At 70.9% G+C, this 24,500-nt stretch carries 27 protein-coding genes and 1 pseudogene; 12 read left to right on the top strand and 16 right to left on the bottom strand.

Translation table 11 applies throughout. The features are described from left to right. Positions 1-105 precede the first annotated feature (105 nt). From ACGFR9_RS06445 to ACGFR9_RS06430, 4 genes are read left to right on the top strand one after another with little or no spacing between them, the layout of a single operon-like run. Positions 106-399, top strand: a complete 294-nt coding sequence (locus ACGFR9_RS06445) for a hypothetical protein (protein ID WP_393203493.1) — start codon at positions 106-108, stop codon at positions 397-399. A gap of 46 nt (positions 400-445) precedes the next feature. Beyond that, positions 446-1,282, top strand: coding sequence for a hypothetical protein (locus ACGFR9_RS06440; protein WP_393203491.1), 837 nt, complete (start codon positions 446-448; stop codon positions 1,280-1,282). A 16-nt stretch (positions 1,283-1,298) separates the two neighbouring features. Beyond that, positions 1,299-3,227: a fumarate reductase/succinate dehydrogenase flavoprotein subunit gene (locus tag ACGFR9_RS06435; RefSeq protein WP_393203489.1), complete on the top strand. Its 1,929-nt coding sequence runs from the start codon at positions 1,299-1,301 to the stop codon at positions 3,225-3,227. Next, on the top strand, positions 3,224-3,988 hold the full coding sequence (locus ACGFR9_RS06430; RefSeq protein ID WP_393203487.1) for a succinate dehydrogenase/fumarate reductase iron-sulfur subunit: 765 nt from the start codon (positions 3,224-3,226) through the stop codon (positions 3,986-3,988). Before ACGFR9_RS06435 ends, ACGFR9_RS06430 begins: the two co-directional genes overlap by 4 nt. On the opposite strand, the gene ACGFR9_RS06425 is transcribed toward ACGFR9_RS06430, so the two are convergent. From ACGFR9_RS06425 to ACGFR9_RS06405, 5 genes are all read right to left on the bottom strand, one after another. Further along, the gene (locus ACGFR9_RS06425; RefSeq protein WP_393203485.1) at positions 3,975-5,084 is read right to left on the bottom strand and encodes a hypothetical protein; all 1,110 of its coding nucleotides are present in this window, start codon (positions 5,082-5,084) and stop codon (positions 3,975-3,977) included. The two genes, ACGFR9_RS06430 and ACGFR9_RS06425, sit on opposite strands and share 14 nt — an antisense overlap. Positions 5,085-5,175: 91 nt before the next feature. After that, on the bottom strand, positions 5,176-5,724 hold the full coding sequence (locus ACGFR9_RS06420; protein ID WP_393203483.1) for a GNAT family N-acetyltransferase: 549 nt from the start codon (positions 5,722-5,724) through the stop codon (positions 5,176-5,178). Positions 5,725-5,758: 34 nt separating this feature from the next. Continuing rightward, the gene (locus ACGFR9_RS06415) at positions 5,759-8,374 is read right to left on the bottom strand and encodes a SpoIIE family protein phosphatase (RefSeq protein ID WP_393203481.1); all 2,616 of its coding nucleotides are present in this window, start codon (positions 8,372-8,374) and stop codon (positions 5,759-5,761) included. 266 nt (positions 8,375-8,640) lie between these two features. Beyond that, on the bottom strand, positions 8,641-9,069 hold the full coding sequence (locus tag ACGFR9_RS06410) for an ATP-binding protein (protein WP_393203479.1): 429 nt from the start codon (positions 9,067-9,069) through the stop codon (positions 8,641-8,643). A gap of 143 nt (positions 9,070-9,212) precedes the next feature. Further along, a complete protein-coding gene (locus ACGFR9_RS06405; RefSeq protein WP_393203477.1) occupies positions 9,213-9,617 on the bottom strand; it encodes a DNA mismatch repair protein MutT in 405 nt (134 codons plus the stop codon). Positions 9,618-9,663: 46 nt separating this feature from the next. Here ACGFR9_RS06405 and ACGFR9_RS06400 point away from each other — a divergent pair, with 46 nt between their 5' ends. Both ACGFR9_RS06400 and ACGFR9_RS06395 read left to right on the top strand, forming a co-directional pair. Next, entirely contained in the window at positions 9,664-9,975 is a 312-nt protein-coding gene (locus ACGFR9_RS06400) for a hypothetical protein (RefSeq protein ID WP_393203475.1), read from the top strand. Then, on the top strand, positions 9,972-10,397 hold the full coding sequence (locus tag ACGFR9_RS06395; protein WP_393203473.1) for a hypothetical protein: 426 nt from the start codon (positions 9,972-9,974) through the stop codon (positions 10,395-10,397). The genes ACGFR9_RS06400 and ACGFR9_RS06395 overlap by 4 nt, the downstream gene beginning before the upstream one ends. 48 nt (positions 10,398-10,445) lie before the next feature. Here ACGFR9_RS06395 and ACGFR9_RS06390 read toward each other — a convergent pair whose 3' ends face one another. The 6 genes and pseudogenes from ACGFR9_RS06390 to ACGFR9_RS06365 form a co-directional block, all read right to left on the bottom strand. Then, the gene (locus tag ACGFR9_RS06390; RefSeq protein WP_393204013.1) at positions 10,446-11,024 is read right to left on the bottom strand and encodes a hypothetical protein; all 579 of its coding nucleotides are present in this window, start codon (positions 11,022-11,024) and stop codon (positions 10,446-10,448) included. A 41-nt stretch (positions 11,025-11,065) separates the two neighbouring features. Next, a complete protein-coding gene (locus tag ACGFR9_RS06385) occupies positions 11,066-11,467 on the bottom strand; it encodes an NUDIX domain-containing protein (protein ID WP_393203471.1) in 402 nt (133 codons plus the stop codon). 113 nt (positions 11,468-11,580) lie between these two features. Next, a pseudogene (locus ACGFR9_RS06380) lies at positions 11,581-11,691 on the bottom strand (DNA mismatch repair protein MutT); the annotation flags it as partial. Positions 11,692-11,728: 37 nt separating this feature from the next. After that, positions 11,729-11,917 (bottom strand): SPOR domain-containing protein, encoded by a 189-nt coding sequence (locus ACGFR9_RS06375; protein WP_030220279.1) that lies wholly within the window; start codon positions 11,915-11,917, stop codon positions 11,729-11,731. A gap of 415 nt (positions 11,918-12,332) precedes the next feature. Beyond that, positions 12,333-13,085 (bottom strand): GntR family transcriptional regulator, encoded by a 753-nt coding sequence (locus tag ACGFR9_RS06370; RefSeq protein ID WP_393203469.1) that lies wholly within the window; start codon positions 13,083-13,085, stop codon positions 12,333-12,335. A gap of 147 nt (positions 13,086-13,232) precedes the next feature. Further along, positions 13,233-14,435: a DUF4190 domain-containing protein gene (locus tag ACGFR9_RS06365; protein WP_393203467.1), complete on the bottom strand. Its 1,203-nt coding sequence runs from the start codon at positions 14,433-14,435 to the stop codon at positions 13,233-13,235. Positions 14,436-14,659: 224 nt separating this feature from the next. Here ACGFR9_RS06365 and ACGFR9_RS06360 point away from each other — a divergent pair, with 224 nt between their 5' ends. Then, on the top strand, positions 14,660-15,931 hold the full coding sequence (locus ACGFR9_RS06360) for a phosphatase PAP2 family protein (RefSeq protein WP_393204011.1): 1,272 nt from the start codon (positions 14,660-14,662) through the stop codon (positions 15,929-15,931). A 54-nt stretch (positions 15,932-15,985) separates the two neighbouring features. Here the strand turns inward: ACGFR9_RS06360 and ACGFR9_RS06355 are convergent, their stop codons facing one another. Beyond that, positions 15,986-16,546 carry a putative immunity protein gene (locus ACGFR9_RS06355; protein ID WP_393203465.1) on the bottom strand — a complete coding sequence of 187 codons (561 nt, stop codon included), beginning with the start codon at positions 16,544-16,546 and terminating at the stop codon, positions 15,986-15,988. 268 nt (positions 16,547-16,814) lie between these two features. After that, positions 16,815-17,903, bottom strand: coding sequence for a redox-regulated ATPase YchF (ychF, locus tag ACGFR9_RS06350; protein ID WP_393203463.1), 1,089 nt, complete (start codon positions 17,901-17,903; stop codon positions 16,815-16,817). Positions 17,904-18,063: 160 nt separating this feature from the next. Here ychF and ACGFR9_RS06345 point away from each other — a divergent pair, with 160 nt between their 5' ends. Next, a complete protein-coding gene (locus tag ACGFR9_RS06345; protein WP_393203461.1) occupies positions 18,064-18,657 on the top strand; it encodes a DUF6542 domain-containing protein in 594 nt (197 codons plus the stop codon). 6 nt (positions 18,658-18,663) lie between these two features. Here ACGFR9_RS06345 and ppgK read toward each other — a convergent pair whose 3' ends face one another. Together ppgK and ACGFR9_RS06335 are read right to left on the bottom strand one after the other, a co-directional pair. Beyond that, positions 18,664-19,410 carry a polyphosphate--glucose phosphotransferase gene (gene ppgK, locus ACGFR9_RS06340; RefSeq protein WP_393203459.1) on the bottom strand — a complete coding sequence of 249 codons (747 nt, stop codon included), beginning with the start codon at positions 19,408-19,410 and terminating at the stop codon, positions 18,664-18,666. A gap of 71 nt (positions 19,411-19,481) precedes the next feature. Next, complete coding sequence (locus ACGFR9_RS06335; protein WP_393203457.1) at positions 19,482-20,501, bottom strand: 4-hydroxy-3-methylbut-2-enyl diphosphate reductase; 1,020 nt, start codon at positions 20,499-20,501, stop codon at positions 19,482-19,484. Between the two features lie 65 nt (positions 20,502-20,566). Here ACGFR9_RS06335 and xseA point away from each other — a divergent pair, with 65 nt between their 5' ends. The 3 genes from xseA to ACGFR9_RS06320 all read left to right on the top strand — a co-directional run bounded on the left by xseA (position 20,567) and on the right by ACGFR9_RS06320 (position 22,745). After that, positions 20,567-21,775 carry an exodeoxyribonuclease VII large subunit gene (gene xseA / locus ACGFR9_RS06330; protein ID WP_393203455.1) on the top strand — a complete coding sequence of 403 codons (1,209 nt, stop codon included), beginning with the start codon at positions 20,567-20,569 and terminating at the stop codon, positions 21,773-21,775. Positions 21,776-21,784: 9 nt separating this feature from the next. Next, positions 21,785-22,030, top strand: coding sequence for an exodeoxyribonuclease VII small subunit (locus tag ACGFR9_RS06325; RefSeq protein ID WP_311646898.1), 246 nt, complete (start codon positions 21,785-21,787; stop codon positions 22,028-22,030). A gap of 124 nt (positions 22,031-22,154) precedes the next feature. Beyond that, entirely contained in the window at positions 22,155-22,745 is a 591-nt protein-coding gene (locus ACGFR9_RS06320; RefSeq protein ID WP_393203453.1) for a malonic semialdehyde reductase, read from the top strand. Between the two features lie 57 nt (positions 22,746-22,802). Here ACGFR9_RS06320 and ACGFR9_RS06315 read toward each other — a convergent pair whose 3' ends face one another. Continuing rightward, entirely contained in the window at positions 22,803-23,309 is a 507-nt protein-coding gene (locus ACGFR9_RS06315) for a DUF4245 domain-containing protein (RefSeq protein ID WP_393203451.1), read from the bottom strand. A gap of 143 nt (positions 23,310-23,452) precedes the next feature. On the opposite strand from ACGFR9_RS06315, the gene glpX reads away from it, so the two are divergent. Continuing rightward, positions 23,453-24,487 (top strand): class II fructose-bisphosphatase, encoded by a 1,035-nt coding sequence (gene glpX, locus ACGFR9_RS06310; protein ID WP_030220320.1) that lies wholly within the window; start codon positions 23,453-23,455, stop codon positions 24,485-24,487. Positions 24,488-24,500: the final 13 nt, after the last annotated feature.

Raw genomic sequence — 24,500 nt, 5'->3', positions numbered from 1 at the left:
TCGATGCACATCCCTTCACAGCGCAAGGTGTGACGCGCAACACTCGCAGGCGCATGAACGTTGCCGCCTTGGGCCTCGAAGGACCCGTGGAAGTGAGGGCAAGTCATGTCCGTGCACGACGAACTGACATCGGTCCAGCGCTGTCTCGACGACCTGATCCGGTCGGTGGGGCGCCTGGAGAAGGAAATGGGCAGCGGCGGACTGGAGATGCGCCGCGTCCGCTCCGACACCAACCATCTGCGCGAGAGCGTCGCGCTGCTGCGGGAGGCGGCCCCCGCCCCGGCGGCCCCGCAGCGGCGCCCGGACCTCGTGACCATCTCCGACACGCCGTACGACCCCTCGCTGTGGGTGGACACGGACGACGAGGGTCTCGGCGCCCGCGACCGTCGCGCTCCCTGACCCCCGCCGAACGCGGTCTCCCCCCGACCCCTACCGGAGTGGACCAGTGGCCACAGGCACGGAACCTCCTGCCACCGAACCCCGTCCCCGAACCGGCGGCGTGCGTACCGGCACGCGCGCCGCGATCGCCGCCCCGCATCTGCGGACCGACCGCTGGTGGCTGGCCCCGGCCGCCACCGCGGCCGGGCTGCTCGCCTTCATCGTCTACTCGACCTGGCGGGCCTTCGCGAACACCGACTACTACGCGGCGCCGTACGTCTCGCCGTTCTACTCGCCCTGCCTCGCGGAGAACTGCGAGCCGATGCGGTCCGGGCCGAACTGGGAGCTCTTCGGGAGCTGGTGGGGCATCTCACCGTCGATCATCATCCTGATCTTCCCGCTCGGCTTCCGGCTGACCTGCTACTACTACCGCAAGGCCTACTACCGGGGCTTCTGGGCCTCCCCGCCGGCCTGCGCGGTGGCCGAACCGCACGCCAGGTACACCGGGGAGACCCGCTTCCCGCTCATCCTGCAGAACATCCACCGGTACTTCTTCTACGCGGCGATCCTCGTCGCCGGCATCCTGACCTACGACACCGTGCTCGCCTTCCGCGACGAGCACTACGCGTGGGGCCATATGGGTCTGGGCACCCTGGTCTTCCTGCTGAACATCGCGCTGATCTGGGCGTACACCCTCTCCTGCCACTCCTGCCGGCACATCGTCGGCGGCAAGCTGAAGCACTTCTCGAGGCATCCGGTGCGCTACCGGATGTGGCAGTGGGTGGGGCGGCTGAACGCCCGGCACATGCAGCTCGCCTGGGCGTCGCTGCTGAGCGTGGCGCTCGCCGACTTCTATGTCTACCTCGTCGCGTCCGGTGTCTTCGACGATCCGCGCTTCTTCTAGCTGGGGGCTTTGACTGATGTCCGTGGTCGACCGACAGGAGTGGGACGTCGTCGTGGTCGGGGCCGGCGGCGCCGGTCTGCGCGCCGCGATCGAGGCACGCGAGCGGGGCGCCCGTACGGCGGTGATCTGCAAGTCGCTGTTCGGCAAGGCGCACACCGTGATGGCGGAGGGCGGCATCGCGGCGGCGATGGGGAACGTCAACTCCGGCGACGACTGGAAGGTCCACTTCCGCGACACCATGCGCGGCGGGAAGTTCCTCAACCAGTGGCGGATGGCCGAGCTGCACGCCCAGGAGGCGCCGCAGCGGGTGTGGGAACTGGAGACCTGGGGCGCGCTGTTCGACCGTACGAAGGACGGCCGGATCTCGCAGCGCAACTTCGGCGGCCACGAGTACCCGCGCCTCGCCCACGTCGGCGACCGTACGGGCCTGGAGCTGATCCGCACCCTCCAGCAGAAGATCGTCTCGCTGCAGCAGGAGGACTTCCGCGAGACCGGGGACTACGAGTCCCGGCTGAAGGTCTTCCAGGAGTGCACGGTCACGCGCGTGCTGAAGGACGGGCCGGCTGTCTCGGGCGTCTTCGGCTACGAGCGCGAGTCCGGACGCTTCTTCGTCATGGAGGCGCCCGCCGTCGTCGTCGCGACCGGCGGGATCGGCAAGTCGTTCAAGGTGACGTCGAACTCGTGGGAGTACACCGGCGACGGGCACGCGCTGGCGCTGCTGGCCGGAGCCCCGCTGCTGAACATGGAGTTCGTGCAGTTCCACCCGACCGGGATGGTCTGGCCGCCGTCGGTGAAGGGCATCCTCGTCACCGAGTCGGTGCGCGGGGACGGCGGGGTGCTGCGCAACTCCGAGGGCAAGCGGTTCATGTTCGACTACATCCCGGACGTCTTCAAGGAGAAGTACGCCGAGTCCGAGGACGAGGGCGACCGCTGGTACGACGACCCCGACCGCAACCGGCGCCCGCCCGAACTGCTCCCCCGCGACGAGGTGGCCCGCGCGATCAACGCCGAGGTGAAGGCGGGCCGCGGCTCGCCGCACGGCGGGGTGTTCCTGGACGTGTCCACACGGATGCCCGCCGAGGTCATCAAACGCCGGCTGCCCTCCATGTACCACCAGTTCAAGGAGCTGGCGGACGTCGACATCACGGCGGAGGCGATGGAGGTCGGGCCGACCTGCCACTACGTGATGGGCGGCATCGCCGTCGACTCCGACTCGGCGGCGGCCCGCGGGGTGCCGGGGCTGTTCGCGGCCGGTGAGGTGGCCGGCGGGATGCACGGCTCCAACCGGCTCGGCGGCAACTCCCTGTCCGACCTGCTGGTGTTCGGGCGCCGGGCGGGATGGCACGCGGCCGAGTACGCGGGCGGGGCGGCACGGCCCCGGGTGGACGACGCCCAGGTCGACACGGCCGCCGCGGAGGCGCTGCGCCCCTTCTCGGCGGAGGGCGAGGAACCCGTCGAGGGGCCGCCGGAGAACCCGTACAGCGTGCACCAGGAGCTCCAGCAGACGATGAACGACCTGGTCGGCATCATCCGGCGCGAACACGAGATGGAACAGGCCCTGGCCAAGCTCGCCGAGCTGCGGGTACGGGCCCGGCGGGCCGGTGTCGAGGGGCACCGGCAGTTCAACCCGGGCTGGCACCTCGCCCTGGACCTGCGGAACATGCTGCTGGTCAGCGAGTGCGTGGCCCGGGCCGCGCTGGAGCGCACCGAGTCGCGCGGCGGGCACACGCGTGAGGACCACTCCGCGATGGAGCGTTCCTGGCGCAACGTGAACCTGCTGTGCGCGCTCACCGACCCCACCGGCGGTCTCGCCGGCACCGACTCGGTGCGCGGCCAGATCGCCCTCACCCGTGAGACCACCGAACCCATCCGTCCCGGCCTGCTCGCCCTCTTCGAGAAGGACGAGCTGGTCAAGTACCTCGCCGAAGAGGAGCTCCACGATTGAGCAGCTACGAGGCCCGCTTCAAGGTGTGGCGCGGGGACGTGCAGGGCGGCGGCCTGGAGGACTTCGCGGTCGAGGTGAACGACGGCGAGGTGGTCCTCGACATCATCCACCGCCTCCAGGCCACCCAGGCCCCCGATCTCGCCGTCCGCTGGAACTGCAAGGCGGGCAAGTGCGGTTCGTGCTCGGCGGAGATCAACGGGCGCCCCCGGCTGCTGTGCATGACCCGCATGTCGGTGTTCGACCGCGCGGAGACGATCACCGTGACGCCGCTGCGGGCCTTCCCGGTGATCCGGGACCTGGTGACGGACGTCGGCTTCAACTACACCAAGGCCCGCGAGGTCCCGTCCTTCGTACCGCCGAAGGGGGTGGCGGCGGGCGAGTACCGGATGACGCAGGAGGACGTGGACCGCTCGCAGGAGTTCCGCAAGTGCATCGAGTGCTTCCTGTGCCAGGACACCTGCCATGTGGTCCGCGACCACGAGGAGAACAAACCGGCGTTCGCGGGCCCCCGCTTCCTGATGCGGGTCGCGGAACTCGACATGCACCCCCTGGACGCGGCCGAGGAAACCGGCCTGGACCGCAAGCGCACGGCCCAGGACGAACACGGCCTCGGCTACTGCAACATCACCAAGTGCTGCACGGAGGTCTGCCCCGAGGGCATCCACATCACGGACAACGCCCTGATCCCCCTGAAGGAACGCGCGGCGGACCGCAAGTACGACCCGCTGGTATGGCTGGGCTCGAAGATCAGGAGGCGGTAGGGCGTCGCCAGCCCTCCTTGAACTCCCTCCAGTTGGTCTCCGATGCCGCGAAGTCGATGTAGGGGGCGAGGCCGAAGAGTTTGCGGTCGGGGTCGGTTCGGGAGAGGCCGAGACGGGCGCCTCGGACGGCGGCGGCGACGGTCTCGGCGTGGCCCCAGTGGCTGAAGTCGCTCTCGTAGTAGAAGGGCAGCCCCATCAGCAGGTGGGTGGTGGGCGGGGTGACCTCCAGGGCGAGGGAGGTCTGCTGGGCCACGTAGCCGCCGTAGGTGCTCTCCAGGGGGCGCGCGGTGTCGTACGACATCACGGCGATCTGGTCGACGCGCCGGGCGACCTGGCCGAAGAACTTCTGGGACCACCACTTGGGGTGGTCGGCGAAGAGACCGGCGACGGTGTGGAGGCCGGGCAGCGGGTCGATCTGGTGGGCGGCGACGGACAGTTGGGCGTCCTGGGCGCGGGTGACGGTGCGCAGGCCGTCCAGGAGGGCGAGGTAGTCCTGGTCGTCGGAGTGCAGGGGCTCCAGGTCGAGGTGGACGCCCTCGTAGCCGGCGTCGAGCACCTGGCGGGCGGAGGTGACGACGGCGGCGCGGGTGGCGGCGCGGTCCAGACGCATGCCGTCGGGACCCTCGGTGGCGAGGACATCGCCGAGGAAGGCCTGGACCCGGACGCCGGGCAGCTCCCGGTGCACGGCGTCGATCAGCCAACGGGCGCGGGGGTACTTGGACTTCGGCAGGGTGCCGTCGTGCTCCAGCGGCCCGGAGTGGACGTACAGGTCGCGGATCCCGGTGTCCTCGAGCCGACGGGCGAGCGCGGTGACGTCCGCGTCCTTCTTCCGTCCGTCGACCCAGGCATGCCCGAGCCACATGGCGTCCCGGTCGCGGCTGTACGCGGTGTCCGCCGGGTCTCCCATGTAGTTGATCCGCAGGGCGGTCTCGATGGCGAGAAGCGGCACGACCAGGAGGAGCACGACCGCGAGGGCGCCGCGCCGGACCCATCGGACCCAGGGTCTGCGGCGTTTGCCGGGCCGCTCCTGGGGCTCCGGTTCCGGGGTGGTGGCGTCCGCCCCGGTCGCCGGTTCCTGCGGTTCCGTGCGTTCCATGCCGGCTCCCCTTCGCCCGTCGACTCCCTCGGGGCAGCCGCGTGTTCGATGTTGAGGGGGAGGACGAGGGGAACAGGCGTTCCGGTTGCGATCATGTGGCGGGGGGCGCCTCCCGTATGTGCCGGTGGCCGTCCAGGGGGAAGTCCGGCGGAGCGGCGGGGAGCAGGCCGGACAACGCGAACCCGCTCTTCGCCGCGACCCGGCAGGAGGCCGTGTTGTCGACCTGGTGCAGCAGGTCCAGGCGGGTCAGGCCGTCCCGGGCGAAGGTGGTGAAGGCCCAGTCGGCCAGGGCCGTCAGGGCGCGCGGGGCCACTCCCCTGCCCCGCGCGTGGGCCGCCGTCCAGTAGCCGACCTCGGCCGTGGCGGCGGTCGTGGCCGGCCGTTTGAGTACGACATGGCCCGCCGGCCGGGCGTCCTCCTCCACGGCGAACGCGAGGCGTTCGCCGGTCTCCCAGCCGTGCCGCTGCTCCGCCAGCCAGCGCGCCGCGCTCGGCCCGTCGTGCACGGGCGCGCTCGTCCAGCGGCGCAGGGCCGCGTCGTCGTACAGCGCCGCCAGCACGGCCGCGTCCTCGGGCGCCCAGGGGCGCAGGACGAGCGGACCGGCCGTCAGACGGACCGGGGTGATCGGGACGGTATGCATGGCGCGAGCGTACGCGCGTCCGCGCCGACGGCCGTCAGAACAGGCTCAGCAGGGCCTCCGCCGGGTCGGTGAGGGTGGTGTCGGGTCCGGGGAGGGGGAGTTCGAACCAGACCGTCTTGCCGCGGGGGGTGCGGCGGGAACCCCAGGCCGCGCTGAGCAGGCCGACGAGCTGGAGGCCGCGGCCGCCCTCATCGGTGTCCCGGGCACGGCGGCGGCGGGGCTGGACCAGGCCGGAGTCCCAGACCTCGCAGACCAGGGTGCGGTCGAGGAGGAGACGGAGTCTGATCTCGCCCTCGCCGTACCGCAGCGCGTTGGTGACCAGCTCGCTGACCAGCAGCTCCGTGGTGTCGACCAGCGGCTCCAGGTCCCAGGCCAGCAGCTGTGTGCGGGCGTACTCACGGGCCCGGCCCACGCTGCGGGGCTCGCGGGGCAGGGTCCAGTCGCCGACGGACTCGGCGGGCAGTCCCTGGACGCGGGCCATCAGCAGGGCGATGTCGTCCTCGCCGTGGTGGGTGTCGAGGGTGTTGAGGACGTGGTCGCAGACGTCCTCCAGGGGCGCGGAGGGGTCCGTGAGGGCGTTCACGAACGCCTGGAGGCCCTCGTCGAGGGGGTGGTCGCGGCTTTCGACCAGTCCATCCGTGTAGAGCGCGAGAAGGGCACCCTCGGGCAGTTCGACCTCCACCTCCTCGAAGGGTTCACCGCCGACACCGAGCGGCATCCCCGGAGGTACGTCGAGCATCAGCGCGGGCTCGCCCGGTTCGACCAGGACGGGCGGCAGATGGCCCGCGTTGGCGAAGGTGCAGCGCCTGGTCACCGAGTCGTAGACGGCGTACACGCAGGTCGCCAGGTACACCTCGGACAGGTCGGCCTCGCGGGGGCGCCGGGCGGCCCTGGTGGCCTGCTGGATGCCTCCGGGCGCGCCGAGACCGCGGGCGATCTCATCCAACTGTGAGAGCACCTCGGCGGGTTCCAGATCGAGCTGGGCCAGCGTCCGTACGGCGGTGCGCAGTTCACCCATGGCGACGGCGGCACGCAGTCCGCGCCCCATGACGTCGCCGACGACCAGCGCGGTGCGGTGGCCGGGCAGTTCGATGACGTCGAACCAGTCGCCGCCGACCTCACTGGGCCGGCCGGTGGCCACATGGCCGGGCAGATAGCGGCAGGCGATGTCCAGGCCGGACGCCTCGGGATCGCCGGGCGGCAGCAGGGACCGCTGCAATATCAACGCGCGTTCGTGCTCACGCCGGTAGAGACGCGCGTTGTCGATACAGACGGCGGCGCGCGCGGCCAGCTCCACCGCGAGATCACGGTCGCGGTCGCCGAAGGGCTCACTGCCCTTGGTGCGGGCGAACTGGGCCAGTCCCACGACCGTGTCGTGGGCGACCATCGGCACGGCGAGCGTGGACTGCACCAGACCCCCCTCGCCGCCGGGGACGCTCTGCGGGCGGGCCGTACGCAGGGCGTCCGCGCAGGGCGAGTTGAACGGGTAGTGGTGGACGGCGCCCAGCTTCACCGGCTCCCCGGTGACGCTGAACGGCGCGTCGGACACGGCGCTGGCGAAGGCGACACGGCGTACCTCCGCGCTGCCGTCGGCGAGGCCCGGCGGGGTCTCGTCGCCGGCCAGCAGCCCCTGGTAGAGGTCGACGGTGGCCAGATCGCAGAAGCCGGGGACGACGACGTCGAGGAGTTCGCGGGCGGTGGTCTCCAGGTCGAGGGAGTTGCCGATCCGGGCGCCCGCGTCGTTGAGGAGGGCGAGATTGCGCCGTGCGGCGGCGGCCTCGCGGGCGGCGGCACGGCGGGCGGTGATGTCGGTTCCGAGCCAGGCGACGCCGATGGGCCGGCCGCTGCCGCTGTGCACGCGGTACAGGTTGATGGACCAGTGACGGCGTTCCTCGGAACCCGGCACGAAGCCGGTGACGTGCATGTCCGTGATGGAGTCGCCGGTCTCCAGCACCCGGCGCAGGGTCGCGGCGACCCGGTCGGCCTCACCGCGCGGCAGATAGTCGCGCACCCCCTTGCCGCGGTGGTCGTCGGGGGAGCCGCCGAAGATGGACGCGAACCGCTGGTTGGCGCGGCGTACCCGCAGATCGGGGTCGATCAGCAGGAAACCGAACGGAGATTGGCCGAAAATCGCCTGCGAGGCGGCGAGATCGGTCTCGATCCGGCGCAGCGTACGGACGTCGACGACGATGCAGACGGCTGCCTTCTCGCCCTCCTCGGTGCGCGTCGGCATGACGTAGACCTCGGCGAGGCCTTCCCGGTCGCGCTCGTCCGCCGCAAGTCCGGCCGGCAGCCGGAACGGCACCACCCCGGTCCATTCACGGCCGTCGAGGATCTCGGCCATCTTGCGCTGGCCGCGCTCCCGCCGGACGGGTTCGATGAACGCCTCGATGGGATCCATGCCGAGGGCGCGCTCGGCGGGGATGCCGAAGATCTGCTCCGCGCGCAGGCTCCACTGGTCGACCAGCCCGTCCGGGCCGATGGAGAAGGACGCCACCTTGATGTAGTCGTAGATGGAGCCGGGCGGACTGCTCTGCCACATCGCGTCGGCGGACGGAGCATCGCCTGAGAAGAGGCCGTCCGCGGCCTCTCGCCTCGTGCCACCCGACGAGTCCTCGGACTCCGTGGCCTTCGCTGGTATCTCGCTCACGCGAACCGTCCCCTCCAGCTCACCGCGTCCGGCACCGGTCGCCGGGGGCGGCTGCCCGCAGTATCCAGCACTACGGCGCCGCACAACACGGTGTTCACGATCACAGCACGGTCCCGATGCTTTTCGGTCCGCGCCGTGAGAACACTTCCAGTCTTCTAACCAGCGGACACGTCGTCGAACCCCCCTCTTCGGCAACCTCCCGGACCGGTCACCGGTCACTCGACGGAAACGGCGGGCGCGTACACCGTGAACGGGCGTGCGAGGACTCATCTCGGCACCGCGAGTTCGAACCATACGGTCTTCCCGGCGACCCCCGGCCGGGTGCCCCAGCGGCGCGACGCGGACGCCAGCAGCTGCAGTCCGCGTCCGCTCTCGTCCTCGGGCCGGGCGGCACGCTCGTGCGGCGGGTCGGGGAGCGGGTCGGAGACCTCGACCAGGAGGACGCCGGTGTGGTCCGCGGGACGGGTCAGGCGTACGCCGATGGGGCCTGCGGCGTGCCGCAGCGCATTGGTCACCAGCTCGCTGACCAGCAGCGCGGCGAGATCGCCGACGCTGTCGAGGCCCCACAGGCGCAGTTGGTCACGGACGGCGGAGCGGGCGCCGCGCACGGTCCCGGGGTCGGCGGAGAAGGTCCACGCGGCGTAGTCGCCGTCGGTGTCGATCACGCGGATCACGTCCCGGCCGAAGGATTCCACCCATGTCCTGTTTCATGGGGTCATTGGGCACATACCCGATATCCCGGACGGATTACCGCACTCGGCAGCGCACGGTGGCACGCCCGGTGCGGGACGGCGCTCGACAGGCGCCCGGAGGGCGCTCTTAGGGTGCCCACATTCCGTCACCCTTGCCTCCGTGCGCCGGAGTCGCGCCTCACGCGTGCTCCCCCCGGACCGAGGACGAGAACGTCCCGGACGGCCGGCACATCGTGGTCGAGCCAGTCGACGTCCCAGATCCGGTCGGGGGTGAGCCAGCGCAGCTCGTCGTGGTCCTCGAGCGGCCGGGGGGCGGGGGATCCGGGGCGCAGACGCGCGGTCCACACCCGCATCACGTACGGCGTCCGCAGCGGCCACTCCCCCGGTACGCGCTCCACGGCCTCGGCGTCGACGCCGAGTTCCTCGCGCATGGAGCAGATCAGCGACGACGCCCAGCGGCTCGCGGCGGGCGAGCATGTCAGCGGACCGTCCGCCGACGAGTACCGCCGCCGGGTCGGCGGCCCGGCCGACTTCCCCGGCCGTACAGTCATCAGCCCCCGCAGCGCCGCACGACTCCTCGCCGGCACAGACCCTCTCGTGCACCACGGGGAGGGCATGACCTGCGTCTGGCGCCCTGAAACGGCCGCCTGCCGGACCGCACGCCTCGCCCAGGGCATGCCCGAGCCGGCTGGCCCGGACGAGAGCGAGTGCCGTTCCAGCTGCACCAATCTGGCGTTCACCGACCGGGACATCGCCCACCGGAAGCAGGCCCTCCGCGGCTGGGAGGCGGCAGTGTCCGACCCGCTGGCGCCCCAGCCTGTGCGTGACAGGGCAGCCGCACAGGCCGAACGCATCACCTCGCTCATCCGCCGTCACGAGCAGAAGCGCACCGAAGGAGCTCCGGCATGACCACCCGCCGCCCCCGCGACCTCAACGCCGAACGCTCCGCGCTCCGAGCCGCAGCCGACCGCCTTCTGGAAGGCACTCCCCTGCACTCGGAGACCGGCCGTCTCACCGTCACCGAGCCGCTTCGTGAGTCCGGCCTGCGCCGAGACGTCGTCCACGGCCACCACAGGGACCTTGTCGAGGGGTTCCAGGCGCGGGTGAGGGCGCAACACCGCACCCCGGCTGCCGCCCAATCGCTGGCCGACGAGAGTGCGCATCTGAAACAGAGGTTGGCCGACACCACGTCAGCGCTGGCCAGGGAACGTGAGGTCACTACGGCCCTTCGTCTCTTGGTCGCCGAACTGGATCAAGAGCTGCACGCCATGCGCGAGGGATCTGGCCCCACACGCCTCACGGTTCCGCCGACCCGGCGACGCCCAGGCTGACGACCTCGGGCTCGCCGTATGGGCTTCGCCGTGCGGCCGTTCAGCCGTTCAGCCGGGCGGACGGACGCCCAGTACGACTGCCGTCCCCGCCGCGGTGCGGTCCTCGTGCATGACGATCCGCAGCCCTGGGGTGACATGCACCCACTGAACAGGGTTGAGCGGAACGAGCCGCACCGTGGCTCGGCCACCAGGCTCGAGGGCGGGCTGCTCTTCCACCCACATGCCTGCGATGTTCCATGCCGGCTGCCCTGTCGGCGTCCGGTTCCCGATGTCCCACATAGGCCTCAGAACGCCCGCGCCGTCGATGGGCGTCGTGCGCCGTGCCTCCGAGGCCGGGCGGAGTTCGAGGTCCGCGCGGACAACCCCGTTGCGGACCTCGGCGCAACGCCAGTGGCACCATGCCGCACTGCGGGGAAGCCACAGTTGCTCCGCCGCCTCGGCGAGCGCCTCCCAGAAGGCCAGCGGTAGTGCTGAGGCATCGCCCAGTTCCTCCAGCAGGCCAAGTGCCACCTCCCACTCATCGTGAGCGAGGTAGTCCCAGACATCGTTCACCGTGAGGTCGTTCTCGGTCGCGGCTGATTCCGGAGCCAGCAGGGATGCCTCGTGCAGCAGTTCGCGCACGTCCAGGGAATCGCCGTCAGACCCCCCGTCGGCTCTGCGTATCTGTCTCACTGCAGGCTGCCGGCGGCCTTCAGGTCGTCGAACAGGAACTGATCGACGGGGGGAACCGACTCCCGGTCCGCGTAGGAGAACCACGCCATCTCTTCGATCTCGCTGCTAGGAGTCAGCTCTCCCTGATACCCGGCCGTGTAGCAGGCCATCCGCACGATCGTGCCCCCCGGGAGTCCTGGGGAACCGGCTTCGTACGTGCCCGCGTGGACAGCCGAATCCGGGTCGAGCCGAACCGTGAGTTCCTCCTCGATCTCCCGTAGCAAGGTCTCAAGGTCGCTCTCCGCCCCCTCCCGCTTGCCGCCGGGGACGTAGAAGACGTCTTTCCCCTTCGGACGCGCGCACAGGATGCGGCCGTTCTCGATCAGCACCCAGGCCACCGTGTCGATCAGCACTGGCAATGTCCCGTTTCCGTTCGTCCGAGTTCCGGTCCGACGGGACACTACCCGGAGCCGCCCCAGCACCTCGTCAAGGCCCGACAGCAGACACCCGACAACCGACTTGCCTAATGCACGCCGGGCAGCTCCCAGCGCCCGGCCAGTTCGGCGGGTGCGCTGCGGCGGGCGGCGAGCAGCCGTCCCTCGTGCCACAGGGCCGCGCCGACCACCACGATCCGTCTCGTCATGCGCCGGAGCCTACGGGAGGGGGCGGGACGGGCCGGGTCAGTCCGCGGCCGTTCCGTTCTGGCCGATCCGCTCGACCCAGTAGAGCTGCTTGTGTCCGCGCCCGTCGAGGCTGTCCGCGATCTTCTCGGCCTCGGCACGGGTCGCGTACCGGCCCACCCGGTAGCGGTTGCCGTTGTCGTCCTGGCGCACGACGAGCCAGGGAAGAGTCACCGTGCCGTCGTTCATCGCTCCCCTCCGCTTCCCGTCCGCGGCCGGTGCCGCGCCCCGCCCGATAACGAAACCCCAGTCCGCATATGCCCGAGCCTACGCCTTACCTTCACTGAGCGAATACGGCTTTTCACAAAGAGGCACGCAACCAGCCAGAACCCAGGGGGCGCGCGGTGGCGGATGCGCCGTGCGGGGAGGCTGACACGTCCGGTCAGCGGCATACCGCCGGATACGCCGCGCTCCGGGGACGACCTGGGAGAACGGCCAAATCGCTACGGCGTCGGGGGCTCGGGCGCGATGAGCGGCGCGCCGGAGCGGGGGCGGGGCGGGGCGTGGAACGGCGCGCGAAGGCGCGCGAGGATCATCCGGAGAGGGTCTCGGCGGGGGGCACGGGGGTTCCCCGGGGCGGGATGCGGACCCCGCCCCGGTCCGCCTACTTCACCGGCAGGTGATACGCGGCCCGGTACCGGTCCGCCGGGATGACCACGTCCGCCGTCTCCACGGGCTGTCCCGAGGCGAAGTAGGTGCGCTGGATGACCAGGACGACGTGTCCGGGAACGCCGCCCAGCAGCACCAGCTCCTCGGCGAGTCCGGGGCGGGCGCCCACCTCCTCCGTCACGTTGTCCACGACCACGTCGATGGCGCGCATGCGCTCGACGACCCCCATGCCGCCCAGCGGCCCCTCCTCGGGGAGCATCACGGGGGTGCGGCCGGTGAGGGTGAGCGGCTCCCAGGAGGTGGAGAGCATCATCGGCTCGCCGGCCTCCCGGAAGAGATACCGGGTACGCATCACGCGGCCGCCGGGCTCGATGCCGAGCCGCTCGGCGATGGCACCGCCCGCCTCGGCCTGCTCACTGCTCGACTCCCAGGTGCCCCGGACACCGGCGTCGGCCTGCTCCTGACGGAACGGTGTGGCCCCGCGCTCCGGACGGAACCCGGAACGGGCGACCCGCCGGGGCACCGGCCGCTCACGCACATACGTCCCCGAACCGGAACGGCCCTCGACCAGCCCCTCGGCCATGAGCACCTTGCGCGCCTCCAGCGCGACCGTGTCCGAGACGCCGTACTCCTCGCGGATTCTCGCCTGCGAGGGGAGCCGCGTATGCGGCGGCAACCGGCCGTCGACGATCTTCTTGCGGAGATCACCCGCGACGCGCAGGTACGCCGGCTGCTCACCGAATGTCACGGGCCGCTCCCATCAGGTTGTACAGACAGCAACAGCGTGGCAACCGTAGGTTGTGCCAGGCAAGCAAAGGCCAAAGATTCACTCGATGTGATGACAATGGCGCGGTGAGGGCTTTACCCAGGCACTTTCTCCCCGCTATGGCGATCCTCACACCTTGAGCTCACCGCTTCCGGTGTCGCGCTCGGGCTGCTCCTCGTATGCCGGCGGTGTGGTGGCCAGCCCCAGAGCTTCGCGTGCGGTCACGGACTCGAGGGGGTCGATCAGCTCCCATCCCTCCGCCTCGTGCTGGTAGTAGGCGCCCACGTCGGCGGCGTCGGCCGCCTTCCCCCACTCCACGCGGGCCCTGTCCAGCCGGCCGACCAGGTCCGCCAGCTCCCGCTCCGCGCCGGCCGGCCACGTGTGCGCCCGCAACAGCCTCACCTGTTCGGTGAGGGCCTGCTCGACCCGTCCCGCCCATTCCCTGTCGTCCGTCAGATCCTCGTCGGGGTACTCCATGCCGGGTGCGTCGCCCAGAACGGGGTTGAGCTCTCCCACGGCCTCCAGATAGGCCAGCTGATGCGCGTCGAGCGTGGTCGCGTCCCGGCGCAGCGACCCGGTGAGGGTGCCGCGGGCGTCCTCCCCGAAGAAGATGCAGGTGATCTCACGGTCGCCCACGTTCCAGCTCTGCCGGGACGGGAGCAGGTAGTAGACGTCCACCTCGGCGGGCAGCGCCCAGGTGTCCATCACGTAGGTGTCCTGGAGGTCGTAGCACCGCTCCTCGGCGGTGTCGGTGAGGCCGTCCTCGCCCGGATAGCGGCCGTCGGGGAGCATGACGACGGCGAAGACCTCGCCGTTGTGCGGCCGCGCGCAGGGCATCCGGTCCACGTCGACGGTCCAGCCCTCCAGCCCGCCGGGCGAGTCGAAGCAGTCGCCCTTGTCCAGCGTGAGGACGCCGCCGGCACGCGTCGCTTCCTTGACGTCCTCCCAGAAGCCGGCCACGGCACCGGTGGCGAGGGCCACCGCCCACAGCGCCAGCCCGAGCGACGACAGCACGGTTCCGGCGATCGCCATCCCCCGCCCCCGCTCTCCGCGCCGCTTGATCTGCCACAGCGCGACCAGCCCCAGCACCAGTCCGACGGCCGGCACCAGGCACAGCACGCCGAACACGAGCGCGGTCACCGCGAGACCGTTGACCGCGGCCGGGGGCCGGGGGCCGTACGGCCCGTAGAGCCCGTACGGCGCGCACCCGGGCTGTCCGCCGTAGGTGAACTGCGGCGGCGCGTAAGGCCCTTGGCCCGGGGCGGCGGGGTGCTGCCCCGGCGGGACCGGGGGTTCCTGCGAAGGGCCGTGGGGCGGCGGAGGTATGGACACCGCCGCATCGTACGGGCGGGTCAGGACATCCCAGGACCCCGGCATCGCCGTACCCATCGCCGCCGACCACCGCGAATCGGGTCCGACGCACCTCACACGCACAGCGTGCCGTTAGCATGTGCGGACCTATGACGACGACCAGATCATCCGATCTTCACCCTTAAGACCAGGCAGTGGACACCAGACCGAGTCGAATACCGGCGCGCATACGCCGGCCGCGAGCCATGCTGTGGGCGGCGGCGGGCGTGGCGACCCTCGGCTTCCTCATCGCGCTGGAAGGGGCCGCACGCCGCTACGGCGTGCCGGGACCGGTCACCCACCAGGCACGCGAGCTGTTCCTCGCCCCCGACTCGGGGCCGCTGCTGTACGCCGGTCTGGCGCTGTCGATGGTGGTGCTCACCTGGCGGCAGCGGCTCGTCGCGGCGGGCGCCGCGGTCGGCGTCGACGTCGTCTTCCTGCTGGTGCGGTGGGCGGCCGGCGCGGAACAGAACTTCGGCAACGGCGCGTTGTGGGTGGTCCTCGGTATCGCGGTCGTCGCCGTCACCCGCCGTACCGGGGCGGAGCGCCTGCTGCTGCTCAAGGGCACCGGCCTCGGTCTGCTCCTGGTGGCCGGTCACAAGACGGGCGACACCTGGCTGCTCATCACATCGAAGACCCGTCCGACCGTGCTCGACCCCTATGTGGCGACCGCCGACCACGCGCTGGGCGACCCGTCGTGGCTGGCCGGCCGGATCGTCGAGGCGACGGAACCGGTCGGGCCGCTCGTCCTGCACCTGGTCTACGGCCAGCTCCCGCTGGCGGCGGCGCTCGTCGGCCTCTACCAGCTGCGCCACGTGGCGGTCGAACGCCGCTTCCCGGCCCACCACCTGGTACGCACCTTCCTGGTGATCGGCCTGCTCGGACCGGCCTGCTACCTGCTCTTCCCGGTCGTGGGCCCGGTCTACGCCTACGGCGCCGACGGCGGAGCCTGGGCGGCGGCCGCGGTGTGGCCGGACACCCTGCCGACCATCGGCGTCCCGCTCCCGATCCCGTTCGACGGGATCACCCCGCGCAACTGCATGCCCAGCCTCCACACGGCGTGGGCCACCACGCTCTTCATCCACTCCCGCAAGGGCTCACGGGCGATGCGCTGCGCGGGCACGTTCTGGCTGGTCGCCACCCTCTCGGCGACGCTCGGCTTCGGCTACCACTACGGCGTCGACCTCCTCGCCGGAGTGGTGTTCGCCCTCACGGTCGAGGCGGGGACGCGCGCGTTCGCCCGCGGCTGGGACCGCCCGGCGGGCCTGCTGGTCGCCTACGGTACGACGGTCTTCACCGCGCTGCTCCTGTCGTACCGCTGGCTGCCGACGGACATGGCCGCCCGCCCCTGGCTCTTCGGCCCGCTGCTCCTCCTGTCGACGGCCTCGGTAATCCACACCTACCTGCGCACCACGGCCCGGTGGGAACCGACCGCCGTACCACCGCCACGACGAAAGCCACAGCCGGAACCCGCCTGACCCCCCTGCCCCCTGGCCGCAGCAGCCGAAGACGCTTCGATGCCCCTTCAGGGGTTACGCGACTCCCGGCGTCGGCGTCGATCCGACATCCACCTGGATCTCACGGATCGTCGCCCCCAGGATGCCCCGCGACAGCAGCCCTTCACAGAGCGGTCCGGAGGAGTCGGCACCCAGCGGCGGCAGAAGGCGCAGGGCCGCCCGCTCACGGTCACTCAACTGCCCCAGCTGCCACCGGATCTCCTCCGCGACAGCGTCCGGCTGCTGCTGCTCCCTCTTCGCCAGCGAGACCGCCTTCGTCGCGTACGCGGCCGCGCCCAGCGCGTGAGCACCCATGTGCGCGACCGCCGCGGCCTGAGCGACCGACCTCGCCGCTGCGGCTCCCGCGGGCGTGGTGGCGGCCTTCGCCGCCTTCACCGCCACCATGCGCTTGCCGATCTCGTCGGCGGCGCTGCTTTCCCCATGGCTGTACCGTCGCGTGCGCTCCACCGCGTCCCGGATCTCCCGCACCGCGCCGGCATCGGCATCGAACAGCGGAAGCACCCGCTCCGCACAACCCGCCGCCCAACGCGCAAGCACCCGCCGGTCCGCATCACTGAGCGTCTGAATCGATGCCATGCCCACACCCTGTCACACCAGAACCACCACGCGACCGGCGTTTCCAGAGCGGTAAGACCGGGGGAAGGCGGTACCGCATTCGAGAAGCGCTACATCCGCACTACTGCGCACTCGGCCGGCGCCCTGCTCGCACAAATCCCAGCACGGGCACCCCCACCCATCTCAGCACGATCCCGGCACGGGAAAGACCAAGGGCCCGGCCCCGAAGAGCCGGACCCTCTCTGACCTGCATGTTTGCCAGATCAGCGACGTGGTGACATGTCAGCCGCTACACATTGAAGCGGAACTCCACCACGTCGCCGTCCTGCATCACGTAGTCCTTGCCCTCCATGCGGGCCTTGCCCTTGGCGCGGGCCTCCGCCACCGAGCCCGTTTCGACCAGGTCGGTGAAGGAGATGACCTCCGCCTTGATGAAGCCCTTCTGGAAGTCCGTGTGGATGACGCCGGCGGCCTCGGGGGCGGTGGCGCCCTTCTTGATGGTCCAGGCGCGGGATTCCTTGGGGCCGGCCGTGAGGTAGGTCTGCAGGCCGAGGGTACGGAAGCCGACGTGGGCGAGGGTGGCGAGGCCGGGCTCCTCGGCGCCGACCGACTCCAGGAGTTCCATCGCGTCCTCCTCGTCCAGCTCGGCGAGGTCCGCCTCCAGCTTGGCGTTGAGGAAGATCGCCTCGGCGGGGGCGACCAGGGCACGCTGCTCGTTCTTGAAGTCCTCGTCGGTCAGCTCGTCCTCGTCGACGTTGAAGACGTAGAGGAACGGCTTCGTCGTCAGGAGGTGCAGGTCGTGGAGGGGCTCCGCGCGTTCGGTGTTCTGGACGATGCCCTGGGAGAAGAGGGTGTCGCCCTTCTCGAGGATCTCCTTGGCCTCCTCGACCGCCTTGACCTTCGGCGCGGTGTCCTTCTTGATCCGCGACTCCTTCTGCAGGCGCGGGAGGACCTTCTCGATGGTCTGGAGGTCGGCGAGGATCAGCTCGGTGTTGATCGTCTCGATGTCGTCCTTGGGCGAGACCTTGCCGTCGACGTGGACGACGTTCTCGTCCTGGAAGGCGCGGATGACCTGGCAGATCGCGTCGGACTCGCGGATGTTCGCGAGGAACTTGTTGCCGAGGCCCTCGCCCTCCGACGCGCCGCGCACGATGCCGGCGATGTCGACGAAGTCGACGGTGGCCGGGAGGATCCGCTGGGAGCCGAAGATCTCCGCCAGCTTGGTCAGGCGGGGGTCGGGGACGCCGACCACGCCGACGTTCGGCTCGATCGTGGCGAACGGGTAGTTGGCCGCCAGCACGTCGTTCTTGGTCAGGGCGTTGAACAGGGTCGACTTGCCGACATTCGGCAGACCGACGATTCCGATCGTGAGCGACACGTTGCGACTTCCCGTACATGAGGATGGGGGACGAGGACCGATCCACCAGTCTACGGCGTGCCCGCTCGCGCCCCCGCGATGTGCCGGACGTCCGGCCCGGTACCGATCACCGGCGTGTCTGACGGGCCGTTCGGCACATAAAACGACCTAGGTTGGTCCAGTGGAGCAACACAGGACGCGACCCACGCAGCACGGACGGTACGGACCTCGCGGTGAGGGGCCGCCGCTGCCTCCTCAGGCGAGGCGGGCGGAGGACGGCGGGGCCGCGCACCCGGTGCGCCCGTCACGCCCGGCACGCCCCGCGCGGGTGCCTCGGCGCCGGCCCGCTCCCCCGCGCGCGGCCGCCCGGCGGCTGCCCAATCCGCGGCTCACCGGGCTGGGGTCGGGCCTGTTCTGCGGGCTGGTGATGCTCGTCCTCGGTCTGCTGACCGGGACGCTGTTCGGCTCGTCCCCGACCGTGTACGGCGTGCTGTTCCTGCCGGTGTGCGCGCTGACCGCGCTGTGGGCGAGGGACGGGGACCTGCTGATCGCGCCCGTCGTCGTGCCGATCGCCTTCGCCGTGGGGCTGGTCCCGGTCGCCGACCTCGGCAGCGGGACCCTCGAGGGGCTGATGGGGATGGTGACGGGCCTCGCCACCCAGGCCGGGTGGCTCTACGGCGGGACGCTGGCCGCGGGGGTGATCGTGCTGGTCCGCAGGGTGCGCCGGGTGCGTATGGTCAACCGGCGCACCGCGCGGAGCCGTCCCCGTCCCTGACGGCGCTCAGGCGCCGCTGGCCGCGCGCATCGCCGCGCCGACGATGCCGGCGTTGTTCTGCAACTGGGCCGGGACGATCTCGGCCTTGATGCCGTGGATCTGGTCCAGGAACTTGTGGGACTTGCGGCTGACACCGCCGCCGATGATGAACAGCTCGGGCGAGAACAGCATCTCCACATGGGCCAGGTACTTCCGCACCCGGTGCGCCCACTCCTCCCACGACAGGTCGTGGTCCTCCTTGGCCTTGCTGGATGCCCGCTTCTCGGCCTCGTGGCCGTGCAGCTCCAGATGGCCGAGTTCGCTGTTGGGGACGAGGACGCCGTCCACGAAGAGGGCGCTGCCGATACCGGTGCCGAAGGTCAGCAGGATCACCGTGCCCCGGTGGTGGCGTCCGGCGCCGAAGTACATCTCGGCGACGCCCGCCGCGTCCGCGTCGTTCACCACCGTCACCGGCAGGCCGCCCAGCCGGTCGCCGAGCAGCACGCGCGCGTCGGTGTCGACCCAGCTCTTGTCGACGTTGGCCGCCGTACGGATCGTGGAGCCGTCGGTGACGACGCCCGGGAAGGTGACCCCGACCGGTCCGGTCCAGCCGAAGTGGTCGACGACCTCCTTCACGCCGTCGGCCACCGCGTCCGGCGTCGAGGGGTGCGGGGTGAGCACCTTGCAGCGCTCCTGCGCCAGGTCCCCCTTGTCCAGGTCGACCGGGGCACCCTTGATCCCGGAACCGCCGATGTCCACACCGAAGATCTGCATGGCCCTACGTTACGACGTACGACGGACGGTCACGCGAGGCAGCCCGCGTGACCGTCACCGCCGCTCCACCGTCACTTCGCGGAATCCGTACCGGAGCCGCCGCGCTCGGCGACCAGGGTCGCCGCCTCCTCGCGCAGGTCGCGGCGGAGCTCCTTGGGCAGCGAGAACGTGATGGTCTCCTCGGCCGCCTTGACGATCTCGACATCCTCGAAACCGCGCCCCGACAGCCATTCGAGCACCTGCTCGACCAGGATGTCCGGCACGGAGGCGCCCGAGGTGACGCCGACCGTGCCGACGCCCTCGAGCCAGCTCTCCTCGATCTCGTCGGCGAAGTCGACCAGGTACGCCGCGCGGGAGCCGGCCAGCTTGGCGACCTCGACCAGCCGCTTGGAGTTGGAGGAGTTGCGGGAGCCGACCACGATCACCAGCTCCGCCTCGGCGCCCATCTGCTTGACCGCGAGCTGGCGGTTCTGCGTGGCGTAGCAGATGTCGTCGCTGGGCGGGGAGATCAGCTGGGGGAACTTCTCCTTGAGGGCGTCGACGGTCTCCATGGTCTCGTCGACGGAGAGGGTGGTCTGGGAGAGCCAGACCACCTTCGACGGGTCGCGGACCTCGACCTTGGCCACGTCGCCGGGGCCGTCGACGAGCTGGATGTGGTCGGGGGCCTCGCCGGAGGTGCCGATGACCTCCTCGTGGCCCTCGTGGCCGATCAGGAGGATGTCGTAGTCGTCGTCGGCGAAGCGGACGGCTTCCTTGTGGACCTTGGTGACGAGCGGGCAGGTGGCGTCGATGGTGGCGAGCTTCCCGCGCGCGGCCTCCTCGTGGACGACGGGGGCGACGCCGTGCGCGGAGAACATCACGATGTTGCCCGGGGGCACCTCCTCCGTCCGTTCGACGAAGATCGCGCCCTTCCTCTCCAGGGTCTGCACGACGTACTTGTTGTGCACGATCTCGTGCCGGACGTAGACGGGGGCCCCGTACTGCTCCAGGGCCTTCTCGACGGCGATCACGGCGCGGTCCACACCCGCGCAGTAGCCACGGGGGGCGGCGAGCAGGACACGGCGGCCAGGCGAAGCGGTCATGCGTCCCATCGTAAGGCCGCCACCGGAGGCCCGGTCACGGTGCGTTGTCAGTGGGGCGCACTACTCTCACGGACATGGCTCTCAACACGTCCGCGGAAGCGCCGCTGCCCGTCGGTGAGGTGTCACGGCTGATCGGCGGCTGGATCGACCGGCTCGGCGCGGTATGGGTCGAGGGGCAGATCACCCAGCTGTCCCGGCGGCCGGGCGCCGGGGTGGTGTTCCTGACGCTGCGCGACCCGTCGTACGACATCTCCGTGGGCGTGACCTGCTACCGGCAGGTGTTCGACGCCGTCGCGGACGTGGTGAGCGAGGGCGCGCGGGTGGTGGTGCACTGCAAGCCGGAGTGGTACGCGCCGCGCGGGCAGCTGTCGCTGAGGGCCGCCGAGATCAAGCCGGTGGGGGTCGGGGAGCTGCTGGCGCGGCTCGAGCAGCTGAAGAAGTCGCTCGCGCGGGAGGGTCTGTTCGCGCCGGAGCGCAAGAAGCCGCTGCCGTTCCTGCCGCAGCTGATCGGGCTGGTGTGCGGACGGGCGTCGGCGGCGGAGCGGGATGTGCTGGAGAACGCGCGGCACCGGTGGCCGGCCGTGCGCTTCGAGGTGCGCAATGTGCCCGTGCAGGGGGTGCACGCGGTACCGCAGGTCGTGCAGGCCGTGAAGGAGCTCGACGCGATCGACGACGTGGACGTGATCATCGTCGCGCGCGGCGGGGGCAGCGTGGAGGATCTGCTGCCGTTCTCCGACGAGCAGCTGGTGCGGGCGGTGGCGGCGTGCCGTACGCCGGTCGTCTCGGCGATCGGGCACGAGCCGGACAATCCGCTCCTCGACCATGTCGCCGACCTGCGCGCCTCCACGCCGACCGACGCCGCCAAGAAGGTGGTGCCGGACGTGGGCGAGGAGTACGAGCGGGTACGGATGCTGCGCGACCGTGCCCGGCGCTGTGTCCAGGGGCTGCTGGACCGGGAGGAGCGGGGGCTGGCGCACGCGCTGGCCCGGCCCTCGATACAGGACCCGCACCGAATGCTGGACACCCGCGCGGAGGAGGTGACGGCGCTGCTGGAGCGGGGCCGGCGCACCCTGCGGCACCAGCTGGACCGGGCCGACTCCGAGCTGACGCACACCCATGCGCGGGTGGTGGCCCTCTCCCCCGCCGCGACGCTGAAGCGGGGGTACGCGGTGCTGCAGCGGGCGGACGGGCACGCGGTGCGCGGGCCGGCCGAGGTGGAGGCCGGTGAGGCGTTGCGGGCGCGGGTGTCCGAGGGCGAGTTCACTGTCCGAGTCGATGTTTAGGGTGGGCGGATGACCAGCAAGACGGAGCAGACGGCGGCGGCCGGGGCGCTCGGGTACGAGCAGGCGCGGGACGAGCTGATCGAGGTCGTACGGCGGCTGGAGGCGGGCGGGACGACGCTGGAGGAGTCCCTCGCGCTCTGGGAGCGGGGCGAGGAGCTGGCCAGGGTGTGCCGTCGCTGGCTGGACGGGGCGCGGGCGCGGCTGGACGCGGCGCTCGCGGAGGAGGAAGAGGAAGGAGACGGCGAGGCACTGTGAAGCGGATCACCAGGGTCCAGATTTAGTTGAGAGTTGAACTTCATAGGCGTACGGTCGGACCTGCCAACCGGTCCGTGGCTCCTACACGGACAGACGGGCCGACGTATCCCCAAGAAGGTTCTGCATGTCTCTCGCCCTTGACCCCGCCGCCCAGGACCTGCTGTTCCGTGAGGCGCGCACCGCCAACACGTTCACCGACGAACCGGTGACCGAGGAGCAGGTGCGGGCGATCTACGACCTGGTCAAGTACGGCCCCACCGCCATGAACCAGTCGCCGCTGCGCGTCACGCTGGTCCGCTCCGCCGAGGCCCGTGAGCGCCTCGTCCCGCACATGGCCGAGGGCAACCGGACCAAGACGGCCACCGCCCCGCTGGTCGCGATCCTCTCCGCGGACAACGAGTTCCACGAGGAACTGCCGCACCTCTTCCCGCACTTCCCGCAGGCCAAGGACGCCGTCTTCGGCGAGCGCCCGGTCCGGGAGAGCTCCGCGGCGATGAACGCCGGCCTCCAGGCCGCCTACTTCATCGTCGGGGTGCGCGCCGCCGGTCTGGCCGCCGGCCCGATGTCCGGCTTCGACCACGAGGGCGTCCGCAAGGAGTTCCTCGACGACGACCACACCCCGCTGATGATCGTCAACATCGGCCGCCCCGGTCCGGACGCGTGGTACCCGCGCTCTCCGCGACTGGAGTACGAGCAGGTCGTGACGTCCGTCTGAGCCCGAACGGACACGCAGGAAACGGGGCCCCGCCGGATCGGCGGGGCCCCGTTTCGTTCACTCCGTGCGGAGCGCCTCCGCCATCGCCGTCAGCTCGCCGGGCGATGCCGTGCCGGTGACCACGGTGGTCGCGCCGTCGGTGCCCTCCAGCACCAACGCGTCGTAGTGGTCGCCCTCGTAGCGCGTCCAGGTCTGCCCGTCGATCCGCTGCGTGGAGTCGGTCTTCTCGGCGCCCTGTGTCTTGTCCTCGATGAACGCCGACCGCTTGCCGGTGGACTGCTCGACCGCCACGTACTCCCCCTCCGGGGTGCTGTAGCCGAGGTGCCAGGCCTCGGACTCGGCGCCCTTGTAGCGGACGGAGGTGGGTTTCCACGCCTCGGGCAGGCCCTCGGGCGCGGCCACGGGGTAGGAGGCGGCCCGGCGGGCCGTGAGCAGGTCGACCCGGTAGTCGACCCGCTTGATGTCGGGTTCGCCGTCCTCGTGCGGGATGAACAGCCAGATCACTCCCGCGGCGAGCACGATCAGGACCATGGAAAAGATCATGTCCCGGGCGGTCTTCTGCATGCTGTTCGTTCCTGCCACGCCTCCTATCGTCGCAGGCCGCCGGGGCGCTCATCCGTGGGGGGCCCTGCTCATATTGTCGGACTGGCGATAGAGTCGTGCCCCGACCCTCATCCGGCCGTCGTCGTACAGAAAGGTGCGCTCCGATGACCGAACACCATCACCTGCCGTCCGAGCTCGATGTCCCCTCCGAGGCCCCCGACCGCAACCTCGCCCTGGAACTGGTACGGGTGACCGAGGCCGCGGCCATGGCCGCCGGGCGCTGGGTGGGACGCGGGGACAAGAACGGCGCGGACGGCGCCGCGGTGCGCGCCATGCGCACCCTCGTCTCCACCGTCTCGATGAACGGCGTCGTCGTCATCGGCGAGGGTGAGAAGGACGAGGCCCCGATGCTCTTCAACGGGGAGCGCGTGGGGGACGGGACCGGGCCCGAGTGCGACATCGCGGTCGACCCGATCGACGGTACGACGCTGACGGCCAAGGGCATGACGAACGCGATCGCGGTGCTGGCGGCCGCGGAGCGCGGGTCGATGTTCGACCCGTCGGCCGTCTTCTACATGGACAAGCTGGTCACCGGGCCGGAGGCGGCCGACTTCGTCGACATCAACGCGCCGGTGAATGTGAACATCCGGCGGGTCGCGAAGGCGAAGCGGGTCACCCCGGAGGATGTCACCGTGGTGATCCTGGACCGGCCCCGGCACGAGGGGATCATCAAGGAGATCCGGGAGACCGGGGCGCGGATCAAGCTGATCTCCGACGGCGATGTGGCGGGCTCGATCCTCGCGCTGCGCGAGGGGACGGGCATCGATCTGCTGCTCGGTATCGGCGGGACGCCGGAGGGCATCATCTCGGCGTGCGCGGTGAAGTGCCTGGGCGGGACGATCCAGGGGAAGCTGTGGCCGAAGGACGAGGAGGAGCGGCAGCGCGCGCTGGATGCGGGGCATGATCTGGACCGGGTGCTGACCACCGACGACCTTGTCGCGGGGGAGAACGTGTTCTTCGTGGCTACGGGGATCACGGACGGGGAGCTGTTGCGGGGGGTCCGGTACCGGCCGGAGACGGCCACGACCGATTCCATCGTGATGCGGTCGAAGTCGGGGACGGTGCGGAGGATTGATTCCGAGCATCGGCTGTCCAAGCTGCGGGCTTATAGCGCGGTTGATTTCGATCGCGCGAAGTGAAGCGCCCTGGAGT

Source organism: Streptomyces sp. NPDC048584 (genome assembly GCF_043199595.1).
GTDB classification, from domain to species: Bacteria; Actinomycetota; Actinomycetes; order Streptomycetales; family Streptomycetaceae; genus Streptomyces; species Streptomyces edwardsiae.
Note: the sequence above shows the minus strand (reverse complement) of the source record. Positions and strands in the feature narration are given on the sequence as shown.